The sequence below is a fragment of the Haloarcula sp. H-hyl6 genome (genome assembly GCF_056934455.1).
In genome coordinates this window covers 357,718-382,606 of sequence record NZ_JBRIIK010000004.1, presented here as the reverse complement: position 1 = coordinate 382,606, position 24,889 = coordinate 357,718, and the positions used below count along the sequence as shown (strand labels likewise).

Annotated in this window: 35 protein-coding genes and 2 pseudogenes; 30 read left to right on the top strand and 7 right to left on the bottom strand. The window is 59.7% G+C overall.

The genetic code is table 11. The features are described from left to right. Positions 1–2 precede the first annotated feature (2 nt). The gene (locus tag Hhyl6_RS22370; RefSeq protein ID WP_483741445.1) at positions 3–1,499 is read right to left on the bottom strand and encodes a PAS domain-containing protein; all 1,497 of its coding nucleotides are present in this window, start codon (positions 1,497–1,499) and stop codon (positions 3–5) included. Positions 1,500–2,110: 611 nt separating this feature from the next. Here Hhyl6_RS22370 and Hhyl6_RS22365 point away from each other — a divergent pair. The 11 genes and pseudogenes from Hhyl6_RS22365 to Hhyl6_RS22315 all read left to right on the top strand — a co-directional run bounded on the left by Hhyl6_RS22365 (position 2,111) and on the right by Hhyl6_RS22315 (position 6,910). Beyond that, positions 2,111–2,551, top strand: a complete 441-nt coding sequence (locus Hhyl6_RS22365; protein ID WP_483741444.1) for a DUF8030 family protein — start codon at positions 2,111–2,113, stop codon at positions 2,549–2,551. 182 nt (positions 2,552–2,733) lie between these two features. Further along, positions 2,734–3,279 (top strand): hypothetical protein, encoded by a 546-nt coding sequence (locus Hhyl6_RS22360; protein WP_483741443.1) that lies wholly within the window; start codon positions 2,734–2,736, stop codon positions 3,277–3,279. Positions 3,280–3,352: 73 nt separating this feature from the next. After that, the gene (locus Hhyl6_RS22355; protein ID WP_483741442.1) at positions 3,353–3,643 is read left to right on the top strand and encodes a DUF8069 family protein; all 291 of its coding nucleotides are present in this window, start codon (positions 3,353–3,355) and stop codon (positions 3,641–3,643) included. Next, complete coding sequence (locus Hhyl6_RS22350) at positions 3,643–3,978, top strand: DUF7558 family protein (protein ID WP_483741441.1); 336 nt, start codon at positions 3,643–3,645, stop codon at positions 3,976–3,978. Before Hhyl6_RS22355 ends, Hhyl6_RS22350 begins: the two co-directional genes overlap by 1 nt. 89 nt (positions 3,979–4,067) lie before the next feature. After that, complete coding sequence (locus Hhyl6_RS22345) at positions 4,068–4,427, top strand: MarR family transcriptional regulator (RefSeq protein ID WP_483741440.1); 360 nt, start codon at positions 4,068–4,070, stop codon at positions 4,425–4,427. Continuing rightward, positions 4,424–4,765, top strand: coding sequence for a type II toxin-antitoxin system PemK/MazF family toxin (locus tag Hhyl6_RS22340; RefSeq protein WP_483741439.1), 342 nt, complete (start codon positions 4,424–4,426; stop codon positions 4,763–4,765). The genes Hhyl6_RS22345 and Hhyl6_RS22340 overlap by 4 nt, the downstream gene beginning before the upstream one ends. Before the next feature lie 82 nt (positions 4,766–4,847). Then, positions 4,848–5,150, top strand: a complete 303-nt coding sequence (locus tag Hhyl6_RS22335; RefSeq protein ID WP_483741438.1) for a hypothetical protein — start codon at positions 4,848–4,850, stop codon at positions 5,148–5,150. After that, positions 5,151–5,663, top strand: a complete 513-nt coding sequence (locus Hhyl6_RS22330; RefSeq protein WP_483741437.1) for a PIN domain-containing protein — start codon at positions 5,151–5,153, stop codon at positions 5,661–5,663. A 31-nt stretch (positions 5,664–5,694) separates the two neighbouring features. Continuing rightward, positions 5,695–6,034 (top strand): annotated as a pseudogene (locus tag Hhyl6_RS22325) (DUF8158 family protein). Positions 6,035–6,176: 142 nt separating this feature from the next. Next, positions 6,177–6,485 (top strand): AbrB/MazE/SpoVT family DNA-binding domain-containing protein, encoded by a 309-nt coding sequence (locus tag Hhyl6_RS22320; protein ID WP_483741436.1) that lies wholly within the window; start codon positions 6,177–6,179, stop codon positions 6,483–6,485. Then, the gene (locus Hhyl6_RS22315; RefSeq protein ID WP_483741435.1) at positions 6,482–6,910 is read left to right on the top strand and encodes a PIN domain-containing protein; all 429 of its coding nucleotides are present in this window, start codon (positions 6,482–6,484) and stop codon (positions 6,908–6,910) included. Before Hhyl6_RS22320 ends, Hhyl6_RS22315 begins: the two co-directional genes overlap by 4 nt. A 109-nt stretch (positions 6,911–7,019) precedes the next feature. On the opposite strand, the gene Hhyl6_RS22310 is transcribed toward Hhyl6_RS22315, so the two are convergent. After that, positions 7,020–7,163 (bottom strand): DUF8161 domain-containing protein, encoded by a 144-nt coding sequence (locus Hhyl6_RS22310; protein ID WP_483741434.1) that lies wholly within the window; start codon positions 7,161–7,163, stop codon positions 7,020–7,022. 592 nt (positions 7,164–7,755) lie between these two features. Here Hhyl6_RS22310 and Hhyl6_RS22305 point away from each other — a divergent pair. From Hhyl6_RS22305 to Hhyl6_RS22265, 9 genes and pseudogenes are all read left to right on the top strand, one after another. After that, positions 7,756–8,283: a DUF7342 family protein gene (locus Hhyl6_RS22305; RefSeq protein ID WP_483741433.1), complete on the top strand. Its 528-nt coding sequence runs from the start codon at positions 7,756–7,758 to the stop codon at positions 8,281–8,283. Next, complete coding sequence (locus Hhyl6_RS22300) at positions 8,284–8,727, top strand: toxin-antitoxin system TumE family protein (RefSeq protein WP_483741432.1); 444 nt, start codon at positions 8,284–8,286, stop codon at positions 8,725–8,727. An 18-nt stretch (positions 8,728–8,745) separates the two neighbouring features. Next, positions 8,746–8,892, top strand: a pseudogene (locus Hhyl6_RS22295) (DUF8069 family protein); the annotation flags it as partial. After that, positions 8,892–9,227, top strand: a complete 336-nt coding sequence (locus Hhyl6_RS22290; RefSeq protein WP_483741431.1) for a DUF7558 family protein — start codon at positions 8,892–8,894, stop codon at positions 9,225–9,227. The pseudogene Hhyl6_RS22295 and the gene Hhyl6_RS22290, both read left to right, overlap by 1 nt. Positions 9,228–9,276: 49 nt before the next feature. Continuing rightward, on the top strand, positions 9,277–9,873 hold the full coding sequence (locus Hhyl6_RS22285) for a DUF7437 domain-containing protein (RefSeq protein ID WP_483741430.1): 597 nt from the start codon (positions 9,277–9,279) through the stop codon (positions 9,871–9,873). Further along, positions 9,870–10,379, top strand: coding sequence for a PIN domain-containing protein (locus Hhyl6_RS22280; RefSeq protein ID WP_483741429.1), 510 nt, complete (start codon positions 9,870–9,872; stop codon positions 10,377–10,379). Before Hhyl6_RS22285 ends, Hhyl6_RS22280 begins: the two co-directional genes overlap by 4 nt. Before the next feature lie 730 nt (positions 10,380–11,109). Further along, positions 11,110–12,009 (top strand): OB-fold nucleic acid binding domain-containing protein, encoded by a 900-nt coding sequence (locus Hhyl6_RS22275; RefSeq protein WP_483741428.1) that lies wholly within the window; start codon positions 11,110–11,112, stop codon positions 12,007–12,009. Between the two features lie 213 nt (positions 12,010–12,222). Beyond that, a complete protein-coding gene (locus Hhyl6_RS22270) occupies positions 12,223–13,356 on the top strand; it encodes a homing endonuclease associated repeat-containing protein (RefSeq protein ID WP_483741427.1) in 1,134 nt (377 codons plus the stop codon). Positions 13,357–13,421: 65 nt separating this feature from the next. Then, on the top strand, positions 13,422–13,640 hold the full coding sequence (locus Hhyl6_RS22265) for a hypothetical protein (RefSeq protein WP_483741426.1): 219 nt from the start codon (positions 13,422–13,424) through the stop codon (positions 13,638–13,640). A 79-nt stretch (positions 13,641–13,719) separates the two neighbouring features. Here Hhyl6_RS22265 and Hhyl6_RS22260 read toward each other — a convergent pair whose 3' ends face one another. Then, positions 13,720–14,358 carry an ArsR/SmtB family transcription factor gene (locus Hhyl6_RS22260; protein WP_483741425.1) on the bottom strand — a complete coding sequence of 213 codons (639 nt, stop codon included), beginning with the start codon at positions 14,356–14,358 and terminating at the stop codon, positions 13,720–13,722. 232 nt (positions 14,359–14,590) lie between these two features. Between Hhyl6_RS22260 and Hhyl6_RS22255 the strand changes: the two genes are divergently transcribed. The 5 genes from Hhyl6_RS22255 (at position 14,591) to Hhyl6_RS22235 (ending at position 18,152) form a co-directional block, all read left to right on the top strand. After that, complete coding sequence (locus Hhyl6_RS22255; RefSeq protein WP_483741424.1) at positions 14,591–15,058, top strand: hypothetical protein; 468 nt, start codon at positions 14,591–14,593, stop codon at positions 15,056–15,058. 302 nt (positions 15,059–15,360) lie between these two features. Beyond that, positions 15,361–16,287 carry a transcription initiation factor IIB gene (locus tag Hhyl6_RS22250; RefSeq protein WP_483741423.1) on the top strand — a complete coding sequence of 309 codons (927 nt, stop codon included), beginning with the start codon at positions 15,361–15,363 and terminating at the stop codon, positions 16,285–16,287. A 79-nt stretch (positions 16,288–16,366) separates the two neighbouring features. After that, positions 16,367–16,879 (top strand): winged helix-turn-helix domain-containing protein, encoded by a 513-nt coding sequence (locus Hhyl6_RS22245; RefSeq protein WP_483741422.1) that lies wholly within the window; start codon positions 16,367–16,369, stop codon positions 16,877–16,879. After that, positions 16,876–17,328 (top strand): toxin-antitoxin system TumE family protein, encoded by a 453-nt coding sequence (locus Hhyl6_RS22240; protein ID WP_483741421.1) that lies wholly within the window; start codon positions 16,876–16,878, stop codon positions 17,326–17,328. The genes Hhyl6_RS22245 and Hhyl6_RS22240 overlap by 4 nt, the downstream gene beginning before the upstream one ends. Before the next feature lie 2 nt (positions 17,329–17,330). Next, positions 17,331–18,152, top strand: a complete 822-nt coding sequence (locus Hhyl6_RS22235) for an SWIM zinc finger family protein (protein ID WP_483741420.1) — start codon at positions 17,331–17,333, stop codon at positions 18,150–18,152. A gap of 45 nt (positions 18,153–18,197) precedes the next feature. On the opposite strand, the gene Hhyl6_RS22230 is transcribed toward Hhyl6_RS22235, so the two are convergent. Genes Hhyl6_RS22230 through Hhyl6_RS22220 form a run of 3 tightly spaced genes read right to left on the bottom strand, consistent with a single transcriptional unit; the run spans position 18,198 to position 19,576 of the window. Further along, entirely contained in the window at positions 18,198–18,749 is a 552-nt protein-coding gene (locus Hhyl6_RS22230; protein WP_483741419.1) for a DUF7342 family protein, read from the bottom strand. Between the two features lie 11 nt (positions 18,750–18,760). Further along, complete coding sequence (locus tag Hhyl6_RS22225; RefSeq protein WP_483741418.1) at positions 18,761–19,258, bottom strand: type II toxin-antitoxin system VapC family toxin; 498 nt, start codon at positions 19,256–19,258, stop codon at positions 18,761–18,763. Positions 19,259–19,264: 6 nt separating this feature from the next. After that, the gene (locus Hhyl6_RS22220) at positions 19,265–19,576 is read right to left on the bottom strand and encodes a hypothetical protein (RefSeq protein ID WP_483741417.1); all 312 of its coding nucleotides are present in this window, start codon (positions 19,574–19,576) and stop codon (positions 19,265–19,267) included. A 151-nt stretch (positions 19,577–19,727) separates the two neighbouring features. Here Hhyl6_RS22220 and Hhyl6_RS22215 point away from each other — a divergent pair, with 151 nt between their 5' ends. The 3 genes from Hhyl6_RS22215 to Hhyl6_RS22205 all read left to right on the top strand — a co-directional run bounded on the left by Hhyl6_RS22215 (position 19,728) and on the right by Hhyl6_RS22205 (position 22,343). After that, complete coding sequence (locus Hhyl6_RS22215; RefSeq protein ID WP_483741416.1) at positions 19,728–20,624, top strand: biosurfactant protein 1; 897 nt, start codon at positions 19,728–19,730, stop codon at positions 20,622–20,624. Between the two features lie 112 nt (positions 20,625–20,736). Further along, positions 20,737–20,925, top strand: a complete 189-nt coding sequence (locus Hhyl6_RS22210; RefSeq protein ID WP_483741415.1) for a DUF8012 family protein — start codon at positions 20,737–20,739, stop codon at positions 20,923–20,925. A gap of 179 nt (positions 20,926–21,104) precedes the next feature. After that, positions 21,105–22,343, top strand: a complete 1,239-nt coding sequence (locus Hhyl6_RS22205) for an RNA-guided endonuclease InsQ/TnpB family protein (protein ID WP_483741414.1) — start codon at positions 21,105–21,107, stop codon at positions 22,341–22,343. A gap of 176 nt (positions 22,344–22,519) precedes the next feature. On the opposite strand, the gene Hhyl6_RS22200 is transcribed toward Hhyl6_RS22205, so the two are convergent. Further along, entirely contained in the window at positions 22,520–23,404 is an 885-nt protein-coding gene (locus Hhyl6_RS22200) for an IS1595 family transposase (RefSeq protein ID WP_483738666.1), read from the bottom strand. A gap of 452 nt (positions 23,405–23,856) precedes the next feature. On the opposite strand from Hhyl6_RS22200, the gene Hhyl6_RS22195 reads away from it, so the two are divergent. Together Hhyl6_RS22195 and Hhyl6_RS22190 are read left to right on the top strand one after the other, a co-directional pair. Next, entirely contained in the window at positions 23,857–24,159 is a 303-nt protein-coding gene (locus tag Hhyl6_RS22195) for a DUF8011 family protein (RefSeq protein ID WP_483741413.1), read from the top strand. A 189-nt stretch (positions 24,160–24,348) separates the two neighbouring features. Next, positions 24,349–24,852 (top strand): hypothetical protein, encoded by a 504-nt coding sequence (locus Hhyl6_RS22190; RefSeq protein WP_483741412.1) that lies wholly within the window; start codon positions 24,349–24,351, stop codon positions 24,850–24,852. Positions 24,853–24,889 lie beyond the last annotated feature (37 nt).

Here is a 24,889-nt window from a genome sequence, read left to right as displayed (position 1 = left end):
TGCTACGCAGGCAGCGAACCCGCTTCCGCTGGAGTGAGCATTACTCCAAAGCCCCGGATCGTCCCTTCTGAAGTGTAACTGGCAATGATCGTCGCGGGCGCTGTGAACGTACTCCCGTCGCGCTGGCGCCATTCTACATCTGCCGTTACGTCGCCATCAATCCGAGCAGATTCGATTATATCATCGGCTCGCCGTCTATCAGGCCCGTCCGACGAGAGCAGTGTTCCGAGATGTATCCCGAGGCCGTCCCCGATCGAATAGCCCAGGACATCCCTAGCGTCGTCGTTCCACCGGGTCACGTAGCCCTCGTGGTCGAGTGTGAAGAAGGCCTTCTCGTCTGCGTTCTCGAAAAGGTGATAGAACTCTCCGGGGTGGGTCGACGTTGACCGCTCTCCGCTGAGGTCTCGAGCCGTACAGACAATACTCCCATTTTCCGTTTTCGCCAATCGATGGTCCGTAACGAGCCGGTCCCCCTGCTTCGTGAGACGGACGGTCTCACCGCTCCAGTATCCAAGCTTCGACACCTCTGGGAGGATGCTGTGTTCGAGTCGGTCCGCTTCCTCGTTGTGATAGAGGATTTTCCACGACCGTCCGACGAGTTCGGACCGTTCATAGCCGAAGAGCGTAGCAAATGCAGGGTTCACGTACGAGAACGCTCCATCTGGTTCGACCAGACTGATCCCCTCAGTCGCCGTTTCGATGACGCGAAGTCCGTGGTCCTCCTTGTACGCCGTGATATCTTGGACATAGCCCACGATTCTGACGACGGATCCCTCGTCGTCGAAGATCGGTTTGCTCTGTCCGCGCACCCACCGGACGCCCTGTTCGGGATGCACTACGCGATACTCGATCTCATCAGGCGTTCCGTTCGATAGCTTCTCCATCGACGAGAGTGCTTTCTCACGATCTTGCTCGTGTACGTGGGTGAGAAATGCATCCGGCGTGTCCTCAAGTGTCTCAACAGGGATACCCCAGATCTCCTCGAATGCAGAATTGATGAAAAGCAATTCGTCCCAATCCGCAGTAACGCTAAACAGGATGTCGTCTGAGTTCTCCGCAAGTTCCGAGAATCGCTGTTCGGTCTCCCGGATGGCTTCCTGTGCGTGGTAGCTAGCGACGGCGTTCTTGATCCGATTCGCGAGAAGTGTGTACTGGCTGGACCCCGTTTCCTTTTGGAGGTACTCAGTAACACCCGCAGAGATCGCATCACTTGCGACGTCTTCGCTACCCTTCCCTGTGTATAGAATGAAGGGTATTCGGGGATGGGTTTCTCGAACCGCTGTGAGAAAGTCGAGACCAGTCTGCCCGGGCATCTCAAAATCCGAGACGATGCAATGAAACTCCCCAGCTGAAAAGGCTTCCAACCCGTCACTCACATTCGTTTCAGATTCGACAACAAAGCGATCATCCTCTCGGCTGAGAAACATCGCAGTAAGCTCAGCGAGATCCGGCTCGTCGTCGACATGGAGAACCCGGATATTGGGTGGAAGTGTGTTCATTACCTAACTACAAGTAAATGAGTCTCCATAGTTTAGTGGGATTTGTAGACAGCTACCCAATGAATGACTGTCAGAGATGTCTATCTATCAAAGGTTTCACTTAATTTGTAGAGCGTGCCAAAAGGACCTCCTATTTGGCCGTCGAGCAATTTTAGCACTTAATACGGACAGAATCCCTTGTTTTGAGGGGTTTCGCGACTCAGGGTACTAAGATGGAGTTCCTCGAAGGAACAGAATAGATGGAGCAGTAATTCAGAAAAATTCAGATACCACCGAAATCACGTTCATAGCCCCCTCGTCGAGCAAATTCTGTACTTCAAGAACTATTCTTGAATCCGTCGAGGTGTTTTCTACGGCCTCAAATCTGCCCGACGGACTTCTTCTTTAATTTGAGGCCGTCATAGCGTCTTGCATATCGCGGTTTTCGTCCAAAGAAAGAGGCGATATGCAGTGTGCGAAGGCCGCCGGCTCTCTCAGGCCGAGGGGCCGATACCCAGCGATTGGATTCTGGAACTTATCAGATATAGCGCATAGGTTGGACGGCTGTATATCGGTGGTGTCTGTCGCCCCCGCGAGGGGTGGCGGGGCGCATCACGTGCCCCCGATAGACGATGGCTTCGGAACGACGCAGCGAAACACGAGCAGCGCACCAAGCGGCAAGTACCCCGGACGGCCCGGCACCGTGGGCAGACCTCGAGGTGCCGGTCCCGACCGACCGTGATCACGCGTCGGTCGTCGCCCTCGTGGAGTGTGCTCTCGTCGAACTCACGCACGAGGCCGTGGGCGCCGTCTTCGTCTCACGGCAGGTCGGGCAGTCGACGCGGACGCAGTACGTCGCAGCCGACGACGTCGGCGAGCGGTTCCAGAAGCGGCACTTCGATGACTGGCTGGACTGGCACGAGACCACCGTCCCTCGAGGAACCGTTCGCGACGAGCTCATTACCCAGCTCACACGGTCGCCCTCGACGACGGCGGAACGATCAGGTGGGGGAGCAGCCAGCGAGCCAGATACCTTCGTCGTGAAGCCAGTTCGAGATCTCCGAACCCCGTAGCGGCTAGACTTAACCAACATTCCCGACCGATGCCGGCACGATGTTGGTTAATAGTGGGACTGGAACTACTCCCCCGCCCCCGTCCGCCGCCCTACTCCTCAAGTGAGTGAAACCTGACAGCCGGTCGACTCGAATGGCCGCCGCGACGGGTTTTATCGGGCCGCTGTTCGTCGAGAGCGAGTATGGTCGTCGTCGAGGAGGTTACCAAGCTAAGCGAGCGCCGCACCCAAACCTCGTCCGAGGCGTTTCCGGATGAGTCGCTGGCGTCGATTCAGGCGGCCGTCGAAGCCGTCCCAGCAAGCATCTTCGACGGCTCGACGAAGCACACGGAGGTCGGGGCGTTCGATGCCGCAATCGCTGACGGGCTCTCGCAGTACGAGTACGAAGGGGACGCCGCCGGCGGCTACAACCCGAACTGCAAGCTCTGGTCGCATCAGGGGTTTAACTACAGCGTCGACCTCTACGACGCCGACGCTCGCATCGCCATCGAGGTCGAGAAGAGTGAACGGAAGAACGTCAGCGACGATCTCCTTAAGTTCCAGAAAGGGTACCGCACCCAGAAGGACGGCCGATCGAAGATCGAGTTCGGCTGTCTGGTGGTGCCGGTGAACTATCTCGGCCGGCATAACCTCTACCAGCACAGCCTGACCAAGCTCGACTTCATGAAGGGCGTCCTGTTCATCGACGACGTCGCCGTCATCGGCTATCGCGACCCCCGACCGGACTGACGCTGTCACTCCTGATTGTGTATCTGCGCCAAGAGGCGTGCAGCGCGCGACAGCGTGTGCAGCGTGATTCACCATGCCTGATCCCGATCCGCACGACGACACGAGTGCCGACTACGAACAGTTCGAGAAGGAACAGCTCGCCCAGGACCGAGACGCCGACGGCGTCGACACGGCGGACGTCGACGACACGATGGCCCGCAGCTTGGTCGACGACCTAATCGACGCGGACGTCGTCACACCCGTACCCGAGGATCGCGTCCTCGTTCACCAACCGAGTGGCACTACCTTCGACTCGGCGACGCAGTTGGCCGTCTTCCATCGTGGCTGGACGGCCGGTCGTGACGCCGACGGGGAGGGCGAGTGATGCAGCAGATGCTCACAGGGTGTGCGTTCTGCGACGCACCGCCCGGCACCGAGACTGGCGAGGCCCACACCTGGGGCGAAGACGAGCGGGTCACGCACCCGATCTGCGTCGACTGTGCGATTCAGACGGAGCCAGATTCCGAGGAACGCGATCACGTCGCCTGTGACGGCTGTGGGCTGGTCGTCGATACGCTCGCTGCGCTCACACGCTTCCGCGTCGAACTCGGGCACCTCGAAGGCCCGTTGCAACTGTGTGAGGGCTGTAGCCCTGGTGGGCCCGCCACGTACTGGACGCGCGACCTCAAGGAGCATCTCGTCTCGACGCCAGCGGGGTGACTCCCTCCCGAATTTATAGGCACGAAAACACACAACCACGGTGGCAAACACACCAAACAGCTATGTTCAAACAGCCCCAACACTAGGTTATGTCGAGCGGTACCATCGATATCGACGAATTCGAAAACGCTGACGCCGACGAATTCGAGGAACGGAATGATACCGAACGAATCGTGCTGTTCCTCGACAAGAATGACGATAGGGCGTGGAAGGCGGCAACGATCGCCGAGCAACTCGGGCTGGATACAGACGCCGTCAGTGCGATTCTTTCGCGATTGAAGGAACGCGGCCTCGTCCGGCACAAGCGTCCGTACTGGGCGATCACGGACGACGAGGAACGACTCGAATCTGCCTACCGGCTCCACCGACACCACGAAACTGCAGACGAACAGTACGGTGAGGAGCGTCTTGAGAACCTCCAAACCGACGAGATGGAAGACGTACAGTGACTGCGTTCGAAGAACTGGAACGCGGTGACATCGTGTGGGCGAGTGACCCGCTCTCGGAGAAAGGTCGCCCGATGCTCATTCTGGGAGCGCCGCACCTCCCGAACCATGGTCCCCAACTCATCACGGTCCTGCTCTCCACGAAGCCCTACCACGAGCAAGCACTTACACTCCGGGACGACGACTACGAGGGCGACCCACTCGGAGAACGAAGTCACGTGCTTCCGTGGTCGCTCGTGACCCTCAACAGTGCTGCAGACGTCGAACACTACCTGACCTCTCTCGTCGACGAACGAACTGAAGATGTAGCGAGCCAGTTGATTGGCTACATCTCCGACTGATACCTGCCTAGCCCCAGCCCGAGTGAGGCTCACATCGTACACACGAAAACGGCTAAGTGCGTTGGCTCACAATGTACACATCATGAGTACCGATAAGAAGCGCGTGCAGTTTCGGGCCCCCGATCGGCTCATCGACCGGGCCGACGCACTGGCCGCCGTCCTCGGGGAAGACCGAACAGACGTCCTCGTGACCGCGCTTCGGGAGTACCTCCAAGACGCCGCTCACGACGACGCACTCACCCAAGAGATCGCCGCCGCCTATTACGACGACGAGATCAGCTTCGAGCAGCTCAAAGCGCTCGTCGGCGCCGAGGAGGCGGCAAACCTCCGCGTGTTGAAACAGCAGTTGGACGAGGACTTCATCGACGAGGTCGCCGACGCATAGATGTCGCGGTGTATCGCAGACGCCTCCGCCCTCGTGAGTCTCGGGATCGTTACTGACGACGACCCCGATCCGCTCGCACTCTGTCTCTCCCGGCACGAGGTCGTCGTCCCAACGGCGGTCATCGATGAACTCCAGGAAATTGCCTCGTACGATGACGTCCATGGACACGCCGCGTCCGCCGTCCTCGACCGAACAGAGTCATTCACGACACAGTCAGTCGACCTCGATGCCGAGTTTCCGCTCGATGACGGTGAAAACGCGGCGGTCACACTCGCAAACGATCTCGAGGCTGCGCTCTTCCTCTGTGACGAGTTCAACCAACTTGGCTTGATCCACGCCTCACTCGCGGATACCCGGCTCGTCACGACCCCGACGCTGCTCTCGGTTCTCGTTCGAACTGAACAACTATCTGCTGCTGATGCGCGGCTGCTCCTCGATGCGATCAGCGACGCCCGTAGCTGGGGAGCAAACAGCTACGTGCAACGAGCCCGCTCGTTGCTCGAGGAGCCCTGACACCGAGGAGGATACTTCGGAGTGATTAGGAATGCCCGATACCGACGCGCTCTACGACGTTCGTGAACGAACGAAGAATCCCGAGCACGCATCAGTTGCCGACGTGGTCGAACTCGTCCTTGAACGCGCACAGCATCCCCGGACGGAGCACCGGGACGCGCATCTCGACGAGATGATGGCTACTGGTCGATAGGTACGGGACCGACCCTGTCCGAACCGTCATCCACCGCATCCTCGTCGACGGGATCCCCTTTCGGACTGCCACGCACGACCTCGAGGTGCGCAACGTCGACGGTGTTCGTATCGGGACAGCAGCCGGCCAGTTCCTTACAGAAGTGAACGATTCTGATGGGCGCAGGCTGGGCATGTGAACGGTTGTATGACTCCCTCGGACTTGTTGGTTAAGGCGGTACTCCGTCTGGTGGTGACTGCAATAACTGATATGATTCGCTACCTACCCAAACCAGGGCTAGTCTTTTGTATGACTAAACCAAAGTAATGATAGAGAATAGTATGAGCAAGACAGAGTCTGAAAAAGTAGTGTCTGTATCGTCGCGCGGGCAAGCCACCATCCCGAAGGAGTTCCGCGAGGAGTTGGGTATCGACACGCCCGGCCGTGTGAAGTTCATTCGGACCAACGAGGGTGAAATCGTTGTTCGACCCATCCACTCGGTTACAGATCTGCGTGGGGTTCTGGCAGGGAAAACCGACGAGCAGGGCCGCTCGGCAACCGAGCGCCTCCAGGAGGACCGTGCAGCGGACAAAGCCAGCGAAGAGGAGTTGCGGCAGCGCTATGCCGGTGACGACGAGGCTGACGCATGACGGACGGGGCTGAGATTCCCGAAACGATCGTCTTCGACACCGAACCACTCATCGCCTATTTCTGCAACGAACCAGGGAGTGACACCGTCGAAACGTACGTCGACGCCGTTGAAGGCGCGGCAGACGGCTACATTTCGGCGATCAATCTCGCCGAGGTCCACTATCTCGTCCGTGCAATTGATGACGAGGAACGCGCTGATGCTGTCGTCGACGTCCTCGAGGAAAGTGGCATCCGTCGCGTCGACACCGAACTGACCTGGGCGTCAGCAGCCGACTTCAAATTCCGTTACTCTCCGGCGCTTGGTGATGCCTTCGCGCTCGGGACCGCAGCACACGTCGGCGGGATGCTCCTCGTCGGGGCCGATGATGATTACGAGGACGTCACTGACGTCCCGATCACTCGGTTCCGGACCGAACCAGCGTAGTAGCGCTTCAGCGAGTTCTGGAGACCCATGTCTCCGACCTGAACCCTATCCTCACGCCACTGAAAATGAGTTCGTCGATGTCGTATACCCCTGTTCCAGCCGGTTCACACTACACGTGGTCGGTGAACCACTCGGGGGCGCCGTAGGCGTCGGCCCAGCAGCGCCGGAGGCAGGGTTCACCTTGGCCGGTCGGAATCGCACGTTCGAGATCGACCATCTCGCCACAGAGGTCACACTCTGTGCGGTGTCCCATTAACCAGCACTCTTCCCAATTATCCCTGCTACTGTTGGTTAAGAGTGCTGTGGAAGGGGACACGACCAGCTGATACAGTAGCCGGAGCGACGTCGACGCCATAATCCCAGATGATCGGTATCCAGACGGGCTGAGCGCCTCCGACCGTCGGTTACGATCTCACTCTCCGAATGCCACCCGGAGACGCCCCGCCTCCCCACCCTCCGCTCCCGGCCTCCCGCCGGTCGGCCGGCAGCCACAACCTCGGGGACAGTTTTCTGGCGCCGCAATAGGTGCCGGCGCAAGCAGACCGGCGAGTGACACAGAAATGTGCGAATGCGATTACTGTGATACAGACCGGTAGCGCATACCTCGGTCTTCAGGCGCGGGAGGAGGTCAACTAACCCGGCCTGAGGAATTTGCTAACAAGGTCGTGGAAGAAGCTCAGGTGTGGGACGAAAAATTGACCAATCCTAAGCCACGGGTTTCTTTGTACTCAGTACACCTTCCCAGTCGCCTCTGACGGTTTCAGCCCAGTACCCCAACACAGCACTCATTTGCACATATTTGAACAATCCGAAGATATATTGAGAGTGGCCACCTACAGAGAGGTATGACTGAATTCGATCCGGCTCCCACGTCCGACGATACGCAGCGCCGGTGGCAGACGGGGACAGACACGTTTGGTCGTGTCTACGACGTCGTCCTCGGCGTTACATCTCCGACTGCCTACACCGAGATCGCTGAGCTTGCGGACTGCTCTCCGAATGCCGCGAAAAAGCACCTCGATCGCCTGGCAGAGATGGGCATCGCTCGAGCCGATAGCGACAGCCGCCCGGCGACATACGAACGTAACGAGGGGTATCTCGAATGGCAGGACGCCAGTCGAATCGCAACCGAGCTCTCAATCGACGCGATCATCGATCGCGTGGAGGCGCTTGAAGCCCAGCGAACGGAATACGAAGCACAGTTCGAGACGACAGACCCAATGGCTGTCAACGTGTTTGCTCACGATAGTCACGAAACCATCCACGAGCGGATGACCGCCGTCAGCGAGTGGCAGGGCGTGATTCGAGATATCCGGCTGTACGAACTTGCTCGCCAGCTCTCCCAGAATGACGGGCATCTGATTCCGGCGTAAATGAGCCAGCCACCGGAGGATCCAGACCCACACTCGACAGGGCCAGCGGACAGACAGACGCTGCGCCTGCTGGAGCGACACCTGTCGTCGGATTCACTCATCGCCGAGACTGCATTCGACCCGGATTCATACGAACCTCGACTGCTTCGTGGACTGCTTGACGCTGGACAATATCCTGACACAGTAACAGCGGCCCGTCTTGACATCCGATGGTTCACGACTGGCGATTTCTCGGTCCACTACGTCGAAGAGCACGAGGACGGGGAACGCTGGGAGTGTCGCTGGGACCGGCACCCGAACGCGCACAACACCCGGTTGCACTTCCACAAGCCACCGTCTGCCACCGAAATCACCGACCTCGAACTCCCGTCGTTCCATCCACTCGAAGTATACTCCACCGTCCTCACGGCCATAGAGCAACGTATAGAGACACTGTGGTCGTGAGCGGACAGGCCAGAGAGAGTCGACACAGATGTTTCCACACCCGTTCCCGAGGACCGCGTCCGCGTTCACGAACCGAGCGGTACCGCATTCGACTCGACGACGCAGTTGGCCGTCTTCCACCGTGGTTGGGCGGCCGGCCGCGACGCCGACGCGGAGGGCGAGTGATGCAGCAAACGCTCACTGGCTGTGCGTTCTGCGACGCACCGCCCGGCACCGAGACTGGCGAGGCCCACACCGGGGGACCGGACGAACGGGTCACCCACCCGATTTGCGTCGGCTGTGCGATTCAGACGGAGTCAGATCCCGACGAGCGCGATCACGTCACCTGTGGCGGCTGTGGGCTGGTCGTCGACACGCTTGCGGCGCTCACCCGGTTCCGGGTGGAACTCGGGCACCTCGAAGGCCCGGTGCAGTTGTGCGCCCGCTGTAGTCCGGGCGGGCTCGCGACGTACTGGACGCGCGACCTCGAAGAACACCTCGTCGCGACGCCGGCGGAGTGACCCAAACACTCTTTACTGTTTCGCTGTAAACTGTAATCAAGAACGGATCGTGTCACGTACTTCAAACCGCGCCGACGGCGACATCGTCCAAGACTTCCTGTCGGTCGCTGACCTTCTCGAGGAGCCACAGCTCGCCCAGCTGTACGCGTACCTCGCTCGGGAGGGGGAGGCAACCGTCCATGACGTGATGGAGGACCTCGAGCTCGCACAGGGAACGGCCTACAGCTACGTCAACCGCCTCGTCGACGCCGGCGTCGTCGACGTCACCGACGACGAGCAGCCACGCCTGTACGCAGCCCAGGAGATCGACCTGACTGTAACGACCGCCGGTGACCGCGAGTACACGATCACGCCGGCGCTCATCGACGCCGTCGGCCGCCGGGAGACGAATGCGGACATCGATACCTACATCGACCGCCACGGCGTCGCCGGGCTCGCGACGGCGCTCACCTACGCGGTTGCTCGTGAGCGCGGCGAGGTGACCCACCGGCTGATGGCCGAGGACCTCGATATTTCGCCGCTGGCCGCGGAGATGATTCTGCAGGCGCTCAGGCCCGTCGTCCACGAGCACTACGACATCGAGGAGGCAGGGGCATCTCTGGATGAGGTGAACGTCGGCGACGGCGACACGGTCGATGACGCGTGAGCCGGCTCCACATCGCCGACACCGGCCTGTTCGTCGCGATGGGGCAACCGTCGAACAGTCGCTATCAGGCCGTTCGGCGGTTCGCTCGCCGGAACGGCGTCACCTTCGTCCTTCCCGAACGGGTGTACGAGGAGCTAACCATCGACGACCCCGATGTCGAGGAAGTGCCGATTGACACCGCGATCGACGAGGGGTGGGCGACGGTTGCGGCGCCGCTGGAGTTCTCCGAGCCGAGCGTCTCGTGGGTGATGGACGGCGTCCAGCGATACATCGCGAACGCCGACGACCGGCCGGCAGACGAGGTTGAACGTGCCGACGCCGCCCTCGCCGCCCTGGCTGCCCAGCACCTCAGTGCAGGGACGGCAACCGAGGTCTACATCTACACGACCGATATTGCGGCCGGCGAAGGGGCCGAAACTGTGCTCGCGAGCGAGGGCTACGGGGATTCAGTGACGTTCGTCAACGGCTTCCGGTTCATCGAAGACCTGGTCGCCGGCGACAGCTGACGGGATTCAGGCCTGATTCGCAGGGAGAAGACACTCTTGAAAGCCCTCGGCCGCTCGACGTCCCGCGACCGCCGCTGCGCGCCTCGTGCCTGCGGTGCTTGCGGGGTCGGGGGACGACCGAGGCGGCCTCGCCCTTTCTGAGTCCGCCAGGACGGTAGCTGGGTCGCCGAGTGTCGCGGCCGGCTGGACAGGTGTGTACGTACCGGCCCGCCCCGCTCGCCGCTGCCGCCTTCCGGTGAGCAAAGCTCACCGACGTCCCGCTCACTCCGTTCGCGGGACCTCCGCGTCGCTCGCGACCGACCATTCCGGGCGGTCTGCCTGCAGTAGCGGGCGGACTGCCGGGCTAAAGTGAATCTGGTCTCGACGCCAGCATTAAGCGCGTTTTCGGTTGCGCCCCTCGCGGGCTTTCGCGTTCCAGCGCTTTGGGCCGTTCCGCGCGGCGAGCCACCCCGCGGCTCGCCGTGCTCACGACCGTCGCCCTGGACACGAACCCGCAGTCCGGGCCGGACGCGAGAAACGGCTTAAAGCTGGCCGCTCGCTCCGGGCGGGTCGGCGCGCGGTGCTGGATGATCGTCCGCCTCGGGCGCGCTCTCGCTCGCGCCCCAAGGGGCGCTCGCGAAGGCGCGAGCGAGAGCGCGCAGATGGGTCTGTCGGTCGGTGTCGTCGGAAAACCGCGATGTTGAGGCATCGCGGTGTCGGGCGCGTGAGCGCCTTCAGGAGCTGAACTCCAATGTCGAGTAAGAACGTCTTTGGTAATGAGGTTTCGGTCGATGAACAGGCATTCGAGAAACACGAGGACGGAGCGGTCGACGAAGACGGCTTCGAGGTCGTCGATGAGACGCCGGCGTTCCAGGCGACGGTGCAGATGGAGGTGCAGGCAAAGGTCGATGCGAACCACCCGGACGGGATGGTCGACACCAGTGACGAGCGGATCTACGGTGCGACCCTCGAACAGGAAGAGCGCATTCGGGCGCGGGAGGCTGAGCTGGAACGCATCAGTGCCCAGGCCGAGCTGGGGACGCAAGACGGTCGGGAGAAGCGGACGCGAGACATCGCGGCGAAGCGGAGCGCTGCGCGGCGTGCTGAGTTCCAGAAGCGGGCAGCGAGCGTGAACCCAATGGCTGACCCGGAACGAGGCGATCCCCGGGCAGAACTCGCGCAAGAGCAGTTGGCGGCGGTGAATAAGCAGTCGATGCGGCTGGCGAAGAAACTGGATGGCTGGTCGCGAGCGGCGATTGGTCGGCGGCTGGGTGAAGCCGTCGTCGGTGGGAAAGACCTGATGAGCGCGGTCGTCGGGGTGTTCGAGGAGTTGCAGACGGCACCCGGGACGGTAGTTCCCATCGGGAAGCTTGAGGATGTCAATCGCAAAGAAGTGAGCATCGAGGGTCGTGTGACGCAGCTGTGGGATAGTGACTCATCAGCCATTCAGCAAGTTGGCCTCATCGAGGACGAGAGCGGGCGAACGAAGGTGACTGTCTGGGAGAAATCGAATCAACCCTGGATCGAGGAGGGCGAGCGCGTGCGAGTTCACGGAGCGGCGAAGAACTGGTACAATGGGCGCGTCTCCGTGGCTCTGACCGGGTGGAGCACCGTGATGTTCCCAGAGCGCGGTCGGTGGTGGGAAGCGTAGGCGGTCGTCGCGGCTCTCTTTTTTGCTACGTGCCGGACCGACCCTGACCCCGCCTCCCCACCCTCCGCTCCGTGCTCGCTACGCTGCGCGCGCAGCCACAACCTCGGGTGTCGGTCTGACATTTATAACAGAAAACGGGAGAAGATGGGCGCAGCCGGGCCTGTTTGTCCGACCCCACGAGGGGTGCGGGCGCACCAGCACTCAGAGTTACGCATGAAAATCGAAGGAAACTACACGTGCGACATCTGTGGCGAATCGTTCGAAACGAACGTCGAGATTGCGAGCCATATGGCAGCCCACAAGCAGTCAATCTCACCAGACTACATCATCGAGGAACTCAGACGCGTTGCCGATGAAAAAGGCCGAACCCCGATGCAACCCGAAGTTGAGGAGGAGACGGAGTTCACAGCTGGTGCCGTACAATCAACGTTCGGGAGTTGGAGAGAGGGACTGCGCGAAGCGGGACTTGAACCACTCGATCGTTCGTACTCAGGAGGGGAGCTAATCGACGAGTTGCGGCGCGTGGCCAAGATGCTCGGTCACTCTCCGTCAGTAACGGAAATGAAGAAATATGGAGAGATATCTCCAGCGGCGGTAACATGGCAATTCGGATCGTGGAATACCGGACTCAACGAGGCGGGACTTTCGACGACGAAATCGACCAAAGTCACACCGCAAGGAGTGATCACAGCAATTCAGGCCCTCGCTGACGACCTGGGGCGGCCACCGACCGCCTATGAAATGGATGAACAAGGGGAGTATGCAACGAAAGTCGCACAGTGGCGCTTCGGTAGTTGGAACGCTGCACTGCAGGAAGCGGGTTTTAACCCACATACGCGGCGGAATATCTCAGAAGAGAAGTTACTGCGGGAGCTGACTCAGCTCCGCGATGAATTGGGTCATGTGCCCTCATCTGTTGAAATGCGAAAACACGGAGGGATCACGACCTACCCCTACATCCGTCGGTATGGGTCGTGGAAACAGGCCGTGGAGGCAGCCGGGTTTGAGTACCGTGGACAACCGAGCGGACCAGATCATCCGCACTGGAAGGGCGGCTACGGAGACATTTCGTACGGACCGAACTGGTACAAGCAGCGCAAACGCGCCTTGGAACGGGACGGCTTCGAGTGCCAGATGCCGGGCTGTACAATTGACCGAGAGGCACACCACGAACGCTGGGACCGCGACCTGAACGTCCACCACATTACGCCACTTGGTACATTCATCGATGCCGACGGCGTCCTCGACTACGAACGCTCGAACCGGCTTGAGAACCTGGTCACACTCTGTCAGCGCCACCACATGATGTGGGAACAGTTCGCCCCGCTCCAGCCCGATATTCGCTAATCGCTTTCGGTGGTGTCTCTCGCCCCCGGCGATGGGCGGCGGGGACACCAGCTCCCCATCCTACAATGACCGAAGATACAACCCTCACGGCCCGTGAACGGCTTCGCATCCACCTCCGCGAAGCCCGCCGGACGACCGAATCGCCAATCGTGGAAGCACAGCTAGCCGCCGCGCTGGATGCCTGGGAGGACTTACCGCCGACGCCCCTGCAAGAGTGTCCCGTCTGTGGGAAAGTTGGGCTTCCAGAACGGATTCGGCAACACCGGTGTGACGAGTACAGATAGCGGTCTATGGTGTGTGAGATACTGGATTGAGTATCTCAGAGTCGATATTTGCAGGTGACGACACCTGAGGAATCAGAAATTACTGTCGCCAATACCACCAGAGAATGCCAGCTGCGAGTGCGAATAGGCCGCCAAAAAAAAACACCATTCCTGGGGAGATAATCATATCCATGAACTCAAACCCAATAGGATTCGTCGGTGGAGAGCTACCACCCGGGCCGTCGGCTGTTGGTGGTGACCCAGACCCAACAATGAATCGAACGAGATAATCAACGGCAAGACTGGCGAACCCGAGCAGCGCGACAGCCCCAAGCACTTGCGATAGACCGTCACGCATGGATGTGTTGTCGAGGTTCTTCCCGGTGTAGAGAACGAGCCCGTTGTCTGAGGGGCCATAGACTTTCATTTCTGTCCCCCGCGAGGAATACCACTGATCAACGACTTCAACGAGTTCCGCGTCCTCGAATTTCTGCAGATGGTATTTGACGTTCTGGACGGACGTATCGACTGATTCCGCGAGATCAGACGCGGTTTGCGGTTCGGTGTGGAGGCGACTCAGTAGCTCCCGAGCGGTCTCTGAAGTCAGCGTGTCAAACACCGCTGTCGCCCCGTCAGCGCTAATTTCAATGAGACGGGTATCTCGATCCGTTCGAACGGAGATTGGCCAGCGAAGTGGGAATGCGCTCTTTGTTTCCTCCTGTTGAGTGTTCTCAGACATCGTGTGGTCCTTTCTCCACTAGTTGTAACCCGTAGTTTTGGCCCTTCCCCTCGCTAAAGTGGCCACTTGAGTCTGGCCAGTGGTCATTTAACAGGGGGTCCAACGGGTAGATATGAATCGTCGCAAGTTCCTCGTCGGTGTCGGTGGTACTGGCATCGGTGCCCTGAGTGGCTGCATTAACGCCCTCACCGGCGCGAGTGGCCCTAATACGAATGGCTCAGGAGAGTCACCAATGCGTCTTTCACTAACCAGTGTAGATGACGCTCCCGAACCGTTGTCCTTCGAGGTCACCGTATCGAACGATCAGCTGAGTACGACAGACGTGCCGACCGTAGAAATTTCCGTCAAAAACACCAGTGATGAGACTGTGAGTTGGTCCTACGGGGGAGGCGTCAGTAATCTACCCTTCCCCCAGGGTGTTCACGATTCAGAGACCGGCGGACTCGTAATCGGAATAGAAGAGGAAGTGCGAGCGCAATTAATAGATGCCTCTAGTGGGTGTGCGCGGGTTGATCAGTTCACTCAAGCGGATGCCATCAAGAATACGACTCTCGAACCAGATAAACAGGTCAAGAACTCATACGCCATCGCTGGTGTCGGTGGGGAGCTAAGCGGTAACTGTCCACCCCCCGGCGACTATCGGATGGAGGAAGAGATAGGCGAGTATGGAACGTTGGGATTCAATTTCACATTAGAGTGAATGTCTGTCAATTGAACACCAACTAAGCCGCCTTCTCCTTCCAAAGATTAACGAATTTCCCTGAGCGCGGCCGCTGGTGGGAATAGCCGGAGCAACGCACCCATTTTTTTGCTGGTGTGAAGCGGTCACCGCCACCTCCCACCACCTCCACGGTCCGGGCTGCTCACGGCGCTGGGAGCGCCGTTGCGCTGCCGGGCTTTCGCCACAGAGTGAACCCCTTGCTTGCGGTCCTACTGGAGGTTTGTTTGCCCCAGAGTGGCTGAGGGGCGTCCCGAAGAACGCATCGTCCCCTCGTGAACATCATGGCTACCAGAGAGATCTACGTAACTAGCTTCGACGAAGACGTCCAGACAGAGTCAAGCGCCAACCAGTGTCCCGAGTGTGACGGCTGGGTCACTACAAACTCGGTCGAAACGGTCTGTGAGGACTGTGGACTCGTGATCGATGAGAATCGAATCGACCACGGTCCGGAGTGGCGATCCTTCGACGAGGACGAACGAGAACGGACGGGCGCGCCGCTCACCGCAGCACGGCACGACCAAGGATTGTCAACGGAGATAGGTCGGAGTACCGATGCGAACGGCAACGAGCTCTCCGGCCAGAAGCGACGTCGAGTGGCTCGAATGCGCCGCGAGCAATCTCGCGGGCGATTCCAGTCGAAGGCCGAGCGAAACCTTGCACACGGCCTGGGTGAAGTTCGGCGAATCGCGAGCGTTCTCGGGTTCGCAGAATCGGTTCGTGACCAGGCGTGTCAGCTGTTCCGGAGCGCTCAGAACGAAGACCTTCTTCGGGGGCGATCAATCGAATCGATCGCGGCAGCAAGCGTCTACGGGGCCTGTCGCTGTAACGGCCACTCGCGGTTACTCGTCGACGTCGTCGACGCGGCACGCGTTGAACAATCGAGAGTCGCGAATGCGTACAAGACGTTGAATACAGAACTCGGACTACCGGCCCAGCCTGTTCGACCGAGCGATTTCATTCCCCGCCTCGCGTCAGAGCTCGATGTTCCAGCGGACATCCGACAGCGAGCCCGGAGATTGGCTGAACAGTCGGAATCGACGGGAGCAGCGTCGGGCGTCAAACCGTCGGCGTTCGCAGCCGCCTGTCTGTACAAGGCGGGTCGCGAAGAGGGACGATGGTTGACGCAGGCGGACGTCGCGGAGGTGGCGAGCGTCACTGCAACGACCATCCGGTCGCATCGAGATACCTTAGAGGAGCAAGTAGCCTGACAACGTTCCTGTACAAGCACTGTGGGATTGAATAGTTTTCTCAGGAAATTATTTGTTCTTGGAGGGCGTAGCACCCAGTATGCCCGAGACGTGGGATGACATCAACGAGCAGGTCAAAGCCGACTGGAAAGACGAGACCACGCCGTTCGAACGAGTGTACGAAATCGTCGAACAAACCCACGACGGCCAGTCGGCCGCCGAAATCGCCGACCGCGCTCTCGTGAGCGAGCCGACGGCGCGTCGGCACTGCAAGACCCTCGTGAACACCGGGTTCGCCGAGACGGACCAGGACGGCCAAACGACGCTGTACAAGCGCAACAGCGACCGGGTGTTGATGTCCCGGATCCGTGAGTTGCGTGAGGAAGTCGATCGGCCGGAGTTGCTCGACAGCATCCAAGACATGAAGGCCGAAATCCGGCGCTACGAGGATCGCTACGACGTGGTGTCACCGGAGGAACTCGCCCAGCAACTCGACGCCGACGAGACAGAGGGCTGGGACGACCTCTCAGCGTGGCGAACGACGCGGCAGAATCTCGCCGTCGCCCAAGCTGCTCTCGCGTACGACGAGGCCAGTCACCAGCTCGCTGTATGAGCGATACCGATCGAGCCGGTGAATTCGGGCCGATCTATCTCCCGGCGCTTCAGCGGATTCGTGACCTCTGGCTCGAACTCGAACCGCTCGTCGACGCAACGTCGTACGATGACGTCGTCGCTCCTACAGAACTACAGATCAGTCTCAGCGATGGGCTCGGCGACGCCGAGAGCGCTCGGCTCGATATCCAGTGGAGCGAACTGGGGATGTATTCGTTTCATTACGTCGATAGCGACGACGTCAACTGGCGATTCGATCGTCACCCGAATACACACTCTCCCGAGATCCACTTTCATCCCCCGCCCGACGCCGCCACGACGGACGCCGAGCCGTCCTGTATCGACGTGACCGAAGTCTCACTCGTGACGCGTGCAGTCCACGCGATGTGGCGGGCAGCGTACGACGACAATGACGTCGACCAACTGAATAGCGCATCAAATCCACCGTAAGCATGGATGTGACCAAGGACACGGTTCGAGGCGTCTGTACGGACGCGGTCTTCGAACGTGGCGAACGATATCTCGCTGAGGGTCGTATCTGCGAGATCCACCGTGTCGACACCACCGTCACCGCCGTCGTGAGCGGTAGCCGTCAGTACGATGTCCGTGTTGACCTCGCCGCCGACGGGGTTGCCCCGTGGTGCGACTGCCCGTACGACGGGCCGGGTACGTGCAAGCACGTCGTCGCCGTGTTGCTTCGGTGTGTCGACGACCCTCCCCCAGACGAAGGTGATCGGCTCGATGTCGCACTCAACGGTGCCGAAGCCGACGAGCTCCGCGCGTTCCTGCGAGAAGAACTCGCGACCAACGCTGACCTCCGCGACCAGTTTCTCGCCCGAGTCGGTGAGTCGACGACGCGGTCGGTCGACGAGCTTCGCACCACGATCGACCGGCGGTTCGAGGAGACGAACCCTGAGTACTACGTCATCTTCGAGCCGATCGACTTCACTCGGTGGTTCGATCTCGCGACCGAGTACCGCGAGCAGGGGCGGTACGCGTCGGCGGCGACCGTCTACCGGGCGCTTGTTGAGTCGCTCGACGAGAACATGGAGCGCGCTGACGGCGCGTACGACCACTTCTCGCGTGCATTTAGTCGGGCACTCGACGGATATGTTGACTGTGTCTCAGCTACGGAACGCGACGCTGATGTGGTCACTGACGCCGTCGAATTCCTCACCGAGCGGGCGACATCGGGAACGCCGTTCCTCGTGGAACACTTCGAGAAGGCTGTGGTCGAACTTCAGGAAAAGGCGGATGATCAGTCTTGCAAGTAGCTGTGTCGCCCTCGGTGACGCCCGCAAGTTCGAAGATCACAAGAATTAGTTTGTGGCGCGGTCAGCCACGTTGATCCGCTGTTCGCGAGCGGCTTCGACGTCCGAGTAGAGCGCCAACGCGTGCTTGATGAGGCGACGGTCTTCCAGATTCTCCTCCCACCGCGTGATCACGTCACGACGTTCGCGAAGCTCGGCACTTGATAGATCACCATCAGCAAGCGACTGTTCGAGGTCCTCCCACGTCTCGACGTCGTAGGTCGCCTGCCATTCCTCGATCTCTCCTGTGATCGCCGCCAATTCGTTCCGCAACTCCTCGCGCGTGTTCTCCTCGATGAGGGTGCGGATCTCCTCGAAGAGCAGTCGCGTGTAGTCCGGCTGGTAGCGCGTCGTCTGGCCGGCCTCGACGCGGCGCAGCTGGCCCTGGTCGACGAGATCTTGGAGCTCCTCGTTGGTCGTGCTCCAGGCGGCGTCGGCCTGCTCGCTGATCCAGTTAACCGACCGGAGTTCACGAAGCGTCTCAGCGACGGCTCGAATACGGTCGCGGGCACTCATCGACTCGGTCCACGACTGCACGCCATTCCGTGGGGATTCGGACATGCTGGGCACCTCTAGATCTGACTGCGATACGGGAGCGTCGTCACATCGAACGCATCGTAATGCCGGTCGTAGGTGAGGATGTGATCGACCTCCAATTCGTCCATGTGTGCGGCGACGACGAAGTCGGTGAATGAGGCATCCAGGTCGGTCCACTCGACGAACATCGTTTTGGCGGCCTCGAAGACGTCTGCGGAGACGCCTTCGAACTGATAGAGCGTGCTCTCGTCGAGCGTCGTCAGGAACGACGCTGCGTTCCGCATCGAGGCCTGCTTTTTCAGCCGCGTGGCCGCCTCGTCGACGATGTGATCGTTGACGATGACTCGACGATAGGGGAGGTCGCCGTCGCGAACGAACGCCAAGAAGGCTCGTGAAACCGCATGCATCTGATCGCGAGGATTGAACAGTGCGTAGAGGAACTTCGGGCCGACGACGACCTGATGTCGAACGTGGCCCGGACGGAAATGCTCGGCCGTGACCGTCCCGATCGGTGTTTCAACTGGCTCTGCCATCCGTGGTCAGGATTGCGCGGACGGATCGTCGGCGAGAGTGAACGACTCGTCGCTGCCGTGCCACTCGTCGACGAGATCGGGTTCCTCGCGAGCGTCCGTCTCCGCCGACGCTGGAAGCGACTCATCTTCGAGGTCGTCAAGGACAGTAAACGCGGGGTCATTTGGATCCGCCCGCTGCTGTCGTTCGACCCACTCGAGGAGCGCCTCGTGTCCGGCTTCCTTGAGCGACAGCCCGTGTTCCCTCGCAAACTCGCGGAACCGTTCGTATTCGTCCTCGCTTAGCTCGGTTTGGACGTGCTTGGTGTCGTTGCTGCTCATGCGAATCTTCTCTTGCTACGCTCTACGGTCTCATGAAGTATAAGATGTTCCCATAGCTGAGTTCATGAGATCTCCTATAGACGGAAGACGGCAGGGACCACGATCCACCTGAAGTTGAAATACGAAGCCGGGACAATCTATGAGTCAATCGATGAGTGATCTGTATCTGGATTTTGAAGAACTGCGGCCGACCGGCGAGCCGTCCCACATTCCGGACACGAGGCTGGACGACGGGTATGAGGGTGCCCCCCGACGGCAACGCCTCGCGACGAGCGCTGGTGGCTACCCCGATGCGCCGACGGTAACCGACGGCGAGTGCCAGTCGTGTGGGGCATCAGTCCCCGACGGCCAGACGAAATGCCGGTTCTGTCTCACCAACCATCTCGGAAGTGACGCCACTAGCACGAACGAGGCAGCGTCGACGACGTTCCTCGGCATCATCCACCTGGTCGTCGAGTCGACCACGTTCTACGGCGCCGTGGCGAAGGGCGGCGCCGCGGCGAAGATCCTCACTGCCAATGACGCGGAGTCGGCCGTCGACGACTACACGCTTATCTACGATCTCGACGAGGCGCCGGCGCGCCAGCTAGCCGAGCAATGGCCCTCACTCCCCGACGCGGTACAGGTGGCCTCAGAGGAGGGAGAGCGGCTTCTCAGTGCCGCTCGTGACCGGCCTGGGTGGCACGGGCAGGGAGCGTCGGAGCGTCAGAAGCAGGCCCCGACGCGGCTCTACGACCAGCGGGGGGACGGCATCCGCGACGCGTCGCGTCTCGACGCGGCCCTCGACGACGCCGACGACGCGGTGTGGCTGGTTCCAGCGATGGCGCTGACCGAATCCGCCGGCGAAGCTGGGGCTTATCGGCAGGAGTCGTCGGTACCGACGACGCAGGAACTCGACTGTCAGAGCTGTGGACGGGCAACCGACCATCGGTTCAAGACCCACGAGTCGGTCCCGGATGCGGCGTGGACGGGGCAACCGATCTGGGAGTGCCGGGTGTGTGGCTCGGCTCGCTACGGCCCCAGCAAAGCGGGTCAGGACTCGACTTAACCAACATAGCGACACAGAAACATGCCTATGTTGGTTAATCGGCAGGCTCAGCCCGACAGCTACCCGCAGCCGGAGAGGTTTCTCTGCGCCGTGAATCGGCGAGGCGCTTCAAATGGACCCACGCAACACACCCGGATACCGACTGCATCGTTCACTCACCAATCTCAAGCGCATCGAGACGGCCGGACTCGACGACGCAGATCAAGAGCGAATCGAGGCAGCGAGGACACTTCTCCAGAACGTGAGCCTGCTCACCCAACCGCAACACAGCGGAGACGCCGAGACACAGATCGAGTCCTGAGCGGCGTCACAACGAGGAATTTGGCTGGGTCGCTTCGGAGAGCGTTTATTGCCCCCGAGAAGGGTGCGGGGCGAACCAGTCGTGGACGGCCAGCCGTGGGACAAACCAGAGCGGGCGAGCTCGACAGCGCGCTCGTGGCCCCTCCAAGACGACCAGTCAGTATCAGAGGATGATGAATCGTGACTGAACTCACAAAAACGCTAGAACTGAAACTGGTAGACCCGAACGCACACAAGCGGGAGAAGCTCCGTGAGACGCGGGCAGCCTACCAGCAAGCGCTCCAAGAGGCCTTCGACGCCAACTGTACCACTCTGGGGGAAGCGAACGAGATCGTGGGTGACTACGAGCTGAGCGGTTACGCGAAGAATGCCCTGAAGCGGTATGTCCCGCAGCTAACGACGACCTATGGGGCAAATGAACTCAGCGACGATCACCCTGTCCGCTTCACGAACGAAGGGGTGAAGATCGACCACAAGCCCGAAAACACGATCGGGTGGTACGTCAAAATCCCACACCACGAGGACTACAACCTCTGGGTACCAGCACAGCCGAACCCTGAGCAACGGGACTGGCTTGAAGCAGTGATTGCTGGCGACGCAGACGTGGGGGAAGGTCGCTTGCTCAAGCGGGAGGGAACGTGGTATTTCCATCTCATTGCGACCCGTGATATCCCGCTCAACTCCGAGGATCCTCCCGAAGAACGTACCCCAATTGGCGTCGATATCGGGGAAGCAAGTCTCGTCACGGTGTGTCACCGCGACGAGCATGGGTCCCCGACAAACCCTGAGCTCTGGACAGATGAGGGGAAGACTGTTCGTCGACTCCGCAAGCGCTACTTCACTACGATGCGGCGACTCCAGCGTCGCAAGAGCGAACGGATTGCAGACGCCTTTGGCGACGAGTTGTGGGCGCAAATCGACGATATCCTCCACACCGTCACCAGGGAAGTGGTGGAGTACGCTGAGTCAGTCGAGACGCCGGTTCTCGTGCTCGAGGATCTCACCTACATCCAGGAGTCGATGGACTACGGGGACTACATGAATCGCCGGCTTCACGGCTGGGGATTCGCCAAACTCCACGCACAGATCACGTATAAAGCCGTAGAAAGGGGGATCCCCGTTGCAACAGTCGATCCGCGGAATACCTCCCAAGAGTGCCATGCGTGCGGTGAGGGAGGAACCCGACCCCAACAGGCGACGTTCAAATGCTCCAACGACGCCTGTTGGATCGAAGAGTACCAGGCAGACATCAACGCCGCACTCAACATCGCAGATCGCTACCTCAGCGGAGAGAGTCGTTCCAGAGAACACGAGAACGACGATGACTCGGCTGAGGATGGGGCCTCGTTGACCGGGCCACAAGACAGCCAAGCCGATGCTGAAACCCAGCAGGCGACGCTTGGAACGTATGCGTCTTGAAACCGTAGAGCTGAGCAACCGCTCAGCGTGAAATCCCGTGGCGGGCTTTCCACATCAAACTGATGTGGGCGGAGGTCAAGGGACATTGCGCACTCTCTCCGAACGATATACCGATCAGTGCTTTCCAGTGGACGTCGAAGTTTCGTGAAACGCTCTTGTGAAGCACGTTGTTGATTTCAGAGAACGGCGTCGAGAGCATGTTTGAGTGCTTCGTCACCTGGTTTTCTGTAGAGTTCGCGACGGAGCTGAAGCGTTCTGAGATACGGCGTTAGCTTGTCTTTTGAGACTCCTCGGTGGGGCGAGAGCCACCGTCGCGTCAGCGACGCGTGGCTCTCGCAGGTGTTGACGTGGATATCGCCGTCAGCGTATTCTCCGTCGCCGTGGACGACGTATTTGCGGTTGAACCCGTCGTCGTCCTCTAACGGATCATAGGCCCGAAATCCATCGGTATAGACGGTCAGCGACTCCTGCTCGTGGTCGGCGAGCAGGAGTCGGATGGTCGATTCGTCGGCGGATTTCGCTGGCACGACGTACCGATCGTCCGAGCCACGGTCGACCAGCGTGAACACCGGCGGTTTGTCACCGTCGTACGATCCTCGTCCACGCGTGGACAGGCCACGCGAGCGCGACTCCTGGTCGCGCTCGCGGCCTTTGAGGCCAGCAGAGACGTACACCTCGTCGATTTCGACCGGTCCAGACAGCGTGATCGAAGGCGCGTCGAGCGCTCTGGCGAAGCGCTCGACGCGCCGTCTCACCGTTCTGTACGAACGATTGAGTTCCGCCTCAATCTGTCGAATGCTCGTGTTAAACCGTAAGAACACGTAGATCGTGAAGTACCACTCTTTGAGCTTCATCTTCGAGTGAGCGAAGATCGTGTCGGTTTTGTCGTTGAACGTCCGACCGCAATTCTTACACAAATACCGCTGATACACCCGATAGCTGCCGTTTCTGACCGTCAGGTCAGAACGGCAGCGGGGGCATTCGACGCCATCACGCCAGCGAACCTGTTCCAGCAGGTCCGCTGCAGCCGATTCCGACACGAATCGGCTCATTGGGAACATATCGGGCACCGCTGGCGCGGTGCCCTTGCCCTCTTCGACTTTTAGCCGCAGCTCTCGCTATCAACAATCTACTTCCCAAGAGCGTTCGTGAAATACTACACCGGTGAAACAGCTGCTCGAGACTTTGTGCTTATCTCTCAGATTCATATCTCTTGAGAACCTTGACAAGAGTCAGACCGCTAAGTAAACTACCGAATAGAAGAACGAACCAGAGTAGTGAAAATGGTTTTTGCAGGTCAGCGGCTCTAAATGCACCTCCTGCTAGTAGAGCGAGTACAATTAGTTTCGTTTTCTCAGAGACCATACGCTGAGTCAAACGAGATCCTGAGGGGCTAAATAGAACCACCTATACCTCCCAGTTCCTGCAGTGGAATCGCGTAGCACGAGAGAAGACGTTCCAATGGAACCATATTAAGTCATCATTTTGTATGTTTAGCAGGAATACATCGACTATGGTCCCCTATATTAGCGACGTTCTGTTCAACGAGCCACAAGGCCGCCCCAACTCACTCATCCAGTTTGGCGCGTCGCTTTCTTTCTTGTGTATATTCGTGTATGATTGGAGTGTCGGCGAGGCTGGAGCAGTAGTCCCGTGGGTACTGTTCTTTATCGTCGGAACTGCGCTGTCCGGAATTGCTGAATCTCTTCCGAAAAACCGACGGCGGGCAGCTGGTCTACTGCGTCTCACAGCCATCCTCGTATTGGTCTGTTTTCTCGCCATTATGTTCCTCGCTCCGGAGTACATCATTGGGTGATTGAAAGTCGGTCTTTGACTTCACAGTAGTAAGACTGATTATTAGATGACTACTGATGCTGTGAGCCACGCGGGGTTATCCTACTGAATTCACCCTCTATATTCATCAGACGACCCGTGTCAACTCCTAAGAACTCATTCAATCCAATATATCACAACACACACCACGGTTCGGCATCGATAGTCTCTCGTGCCCTCCATCGAGTCGTTCAGAACGAAGCGCGGAGTCGCACGTCTCACAGACGATGCCGTCCACTTCGATGAGTCTGCCGTCGGGTATGCCCGCTCGCTCTATCGGGGGTACTGGCAGAGCGAGGAGCGATGGCGCAAGGCGATTTTCCTCGGGTACGTATCTGGACTGCTGTTTGCCATCAGTTGGCTCGTGAGCGCGATTCGCGCTGGAGACAGACTGCTTCTCGCAGGACTGCTCGGCATTCTCACTATCCTCGTTGGAGTGAACTACGCTCGAGGATTCCGGTCTCCTGATCGCATTCCGCTCGACGATATCGAGGATGTCTCGACGACACGCGGTGAGAAGGGACTGACACGACCACGACTCGTTATCACGTACCTGGACGATGGGTCGACCTACAAGCGCCGGGTGAATCTGCCGTCACTCTATACGGCCGACGGGGAGGCGGCGTACGAACGTGCACTTGACGCCTTCGGCGAGCGGGGATTCGACACGGGGTGACAGGAACTCTCGATGTCGGGGCACCACGACCAACCGC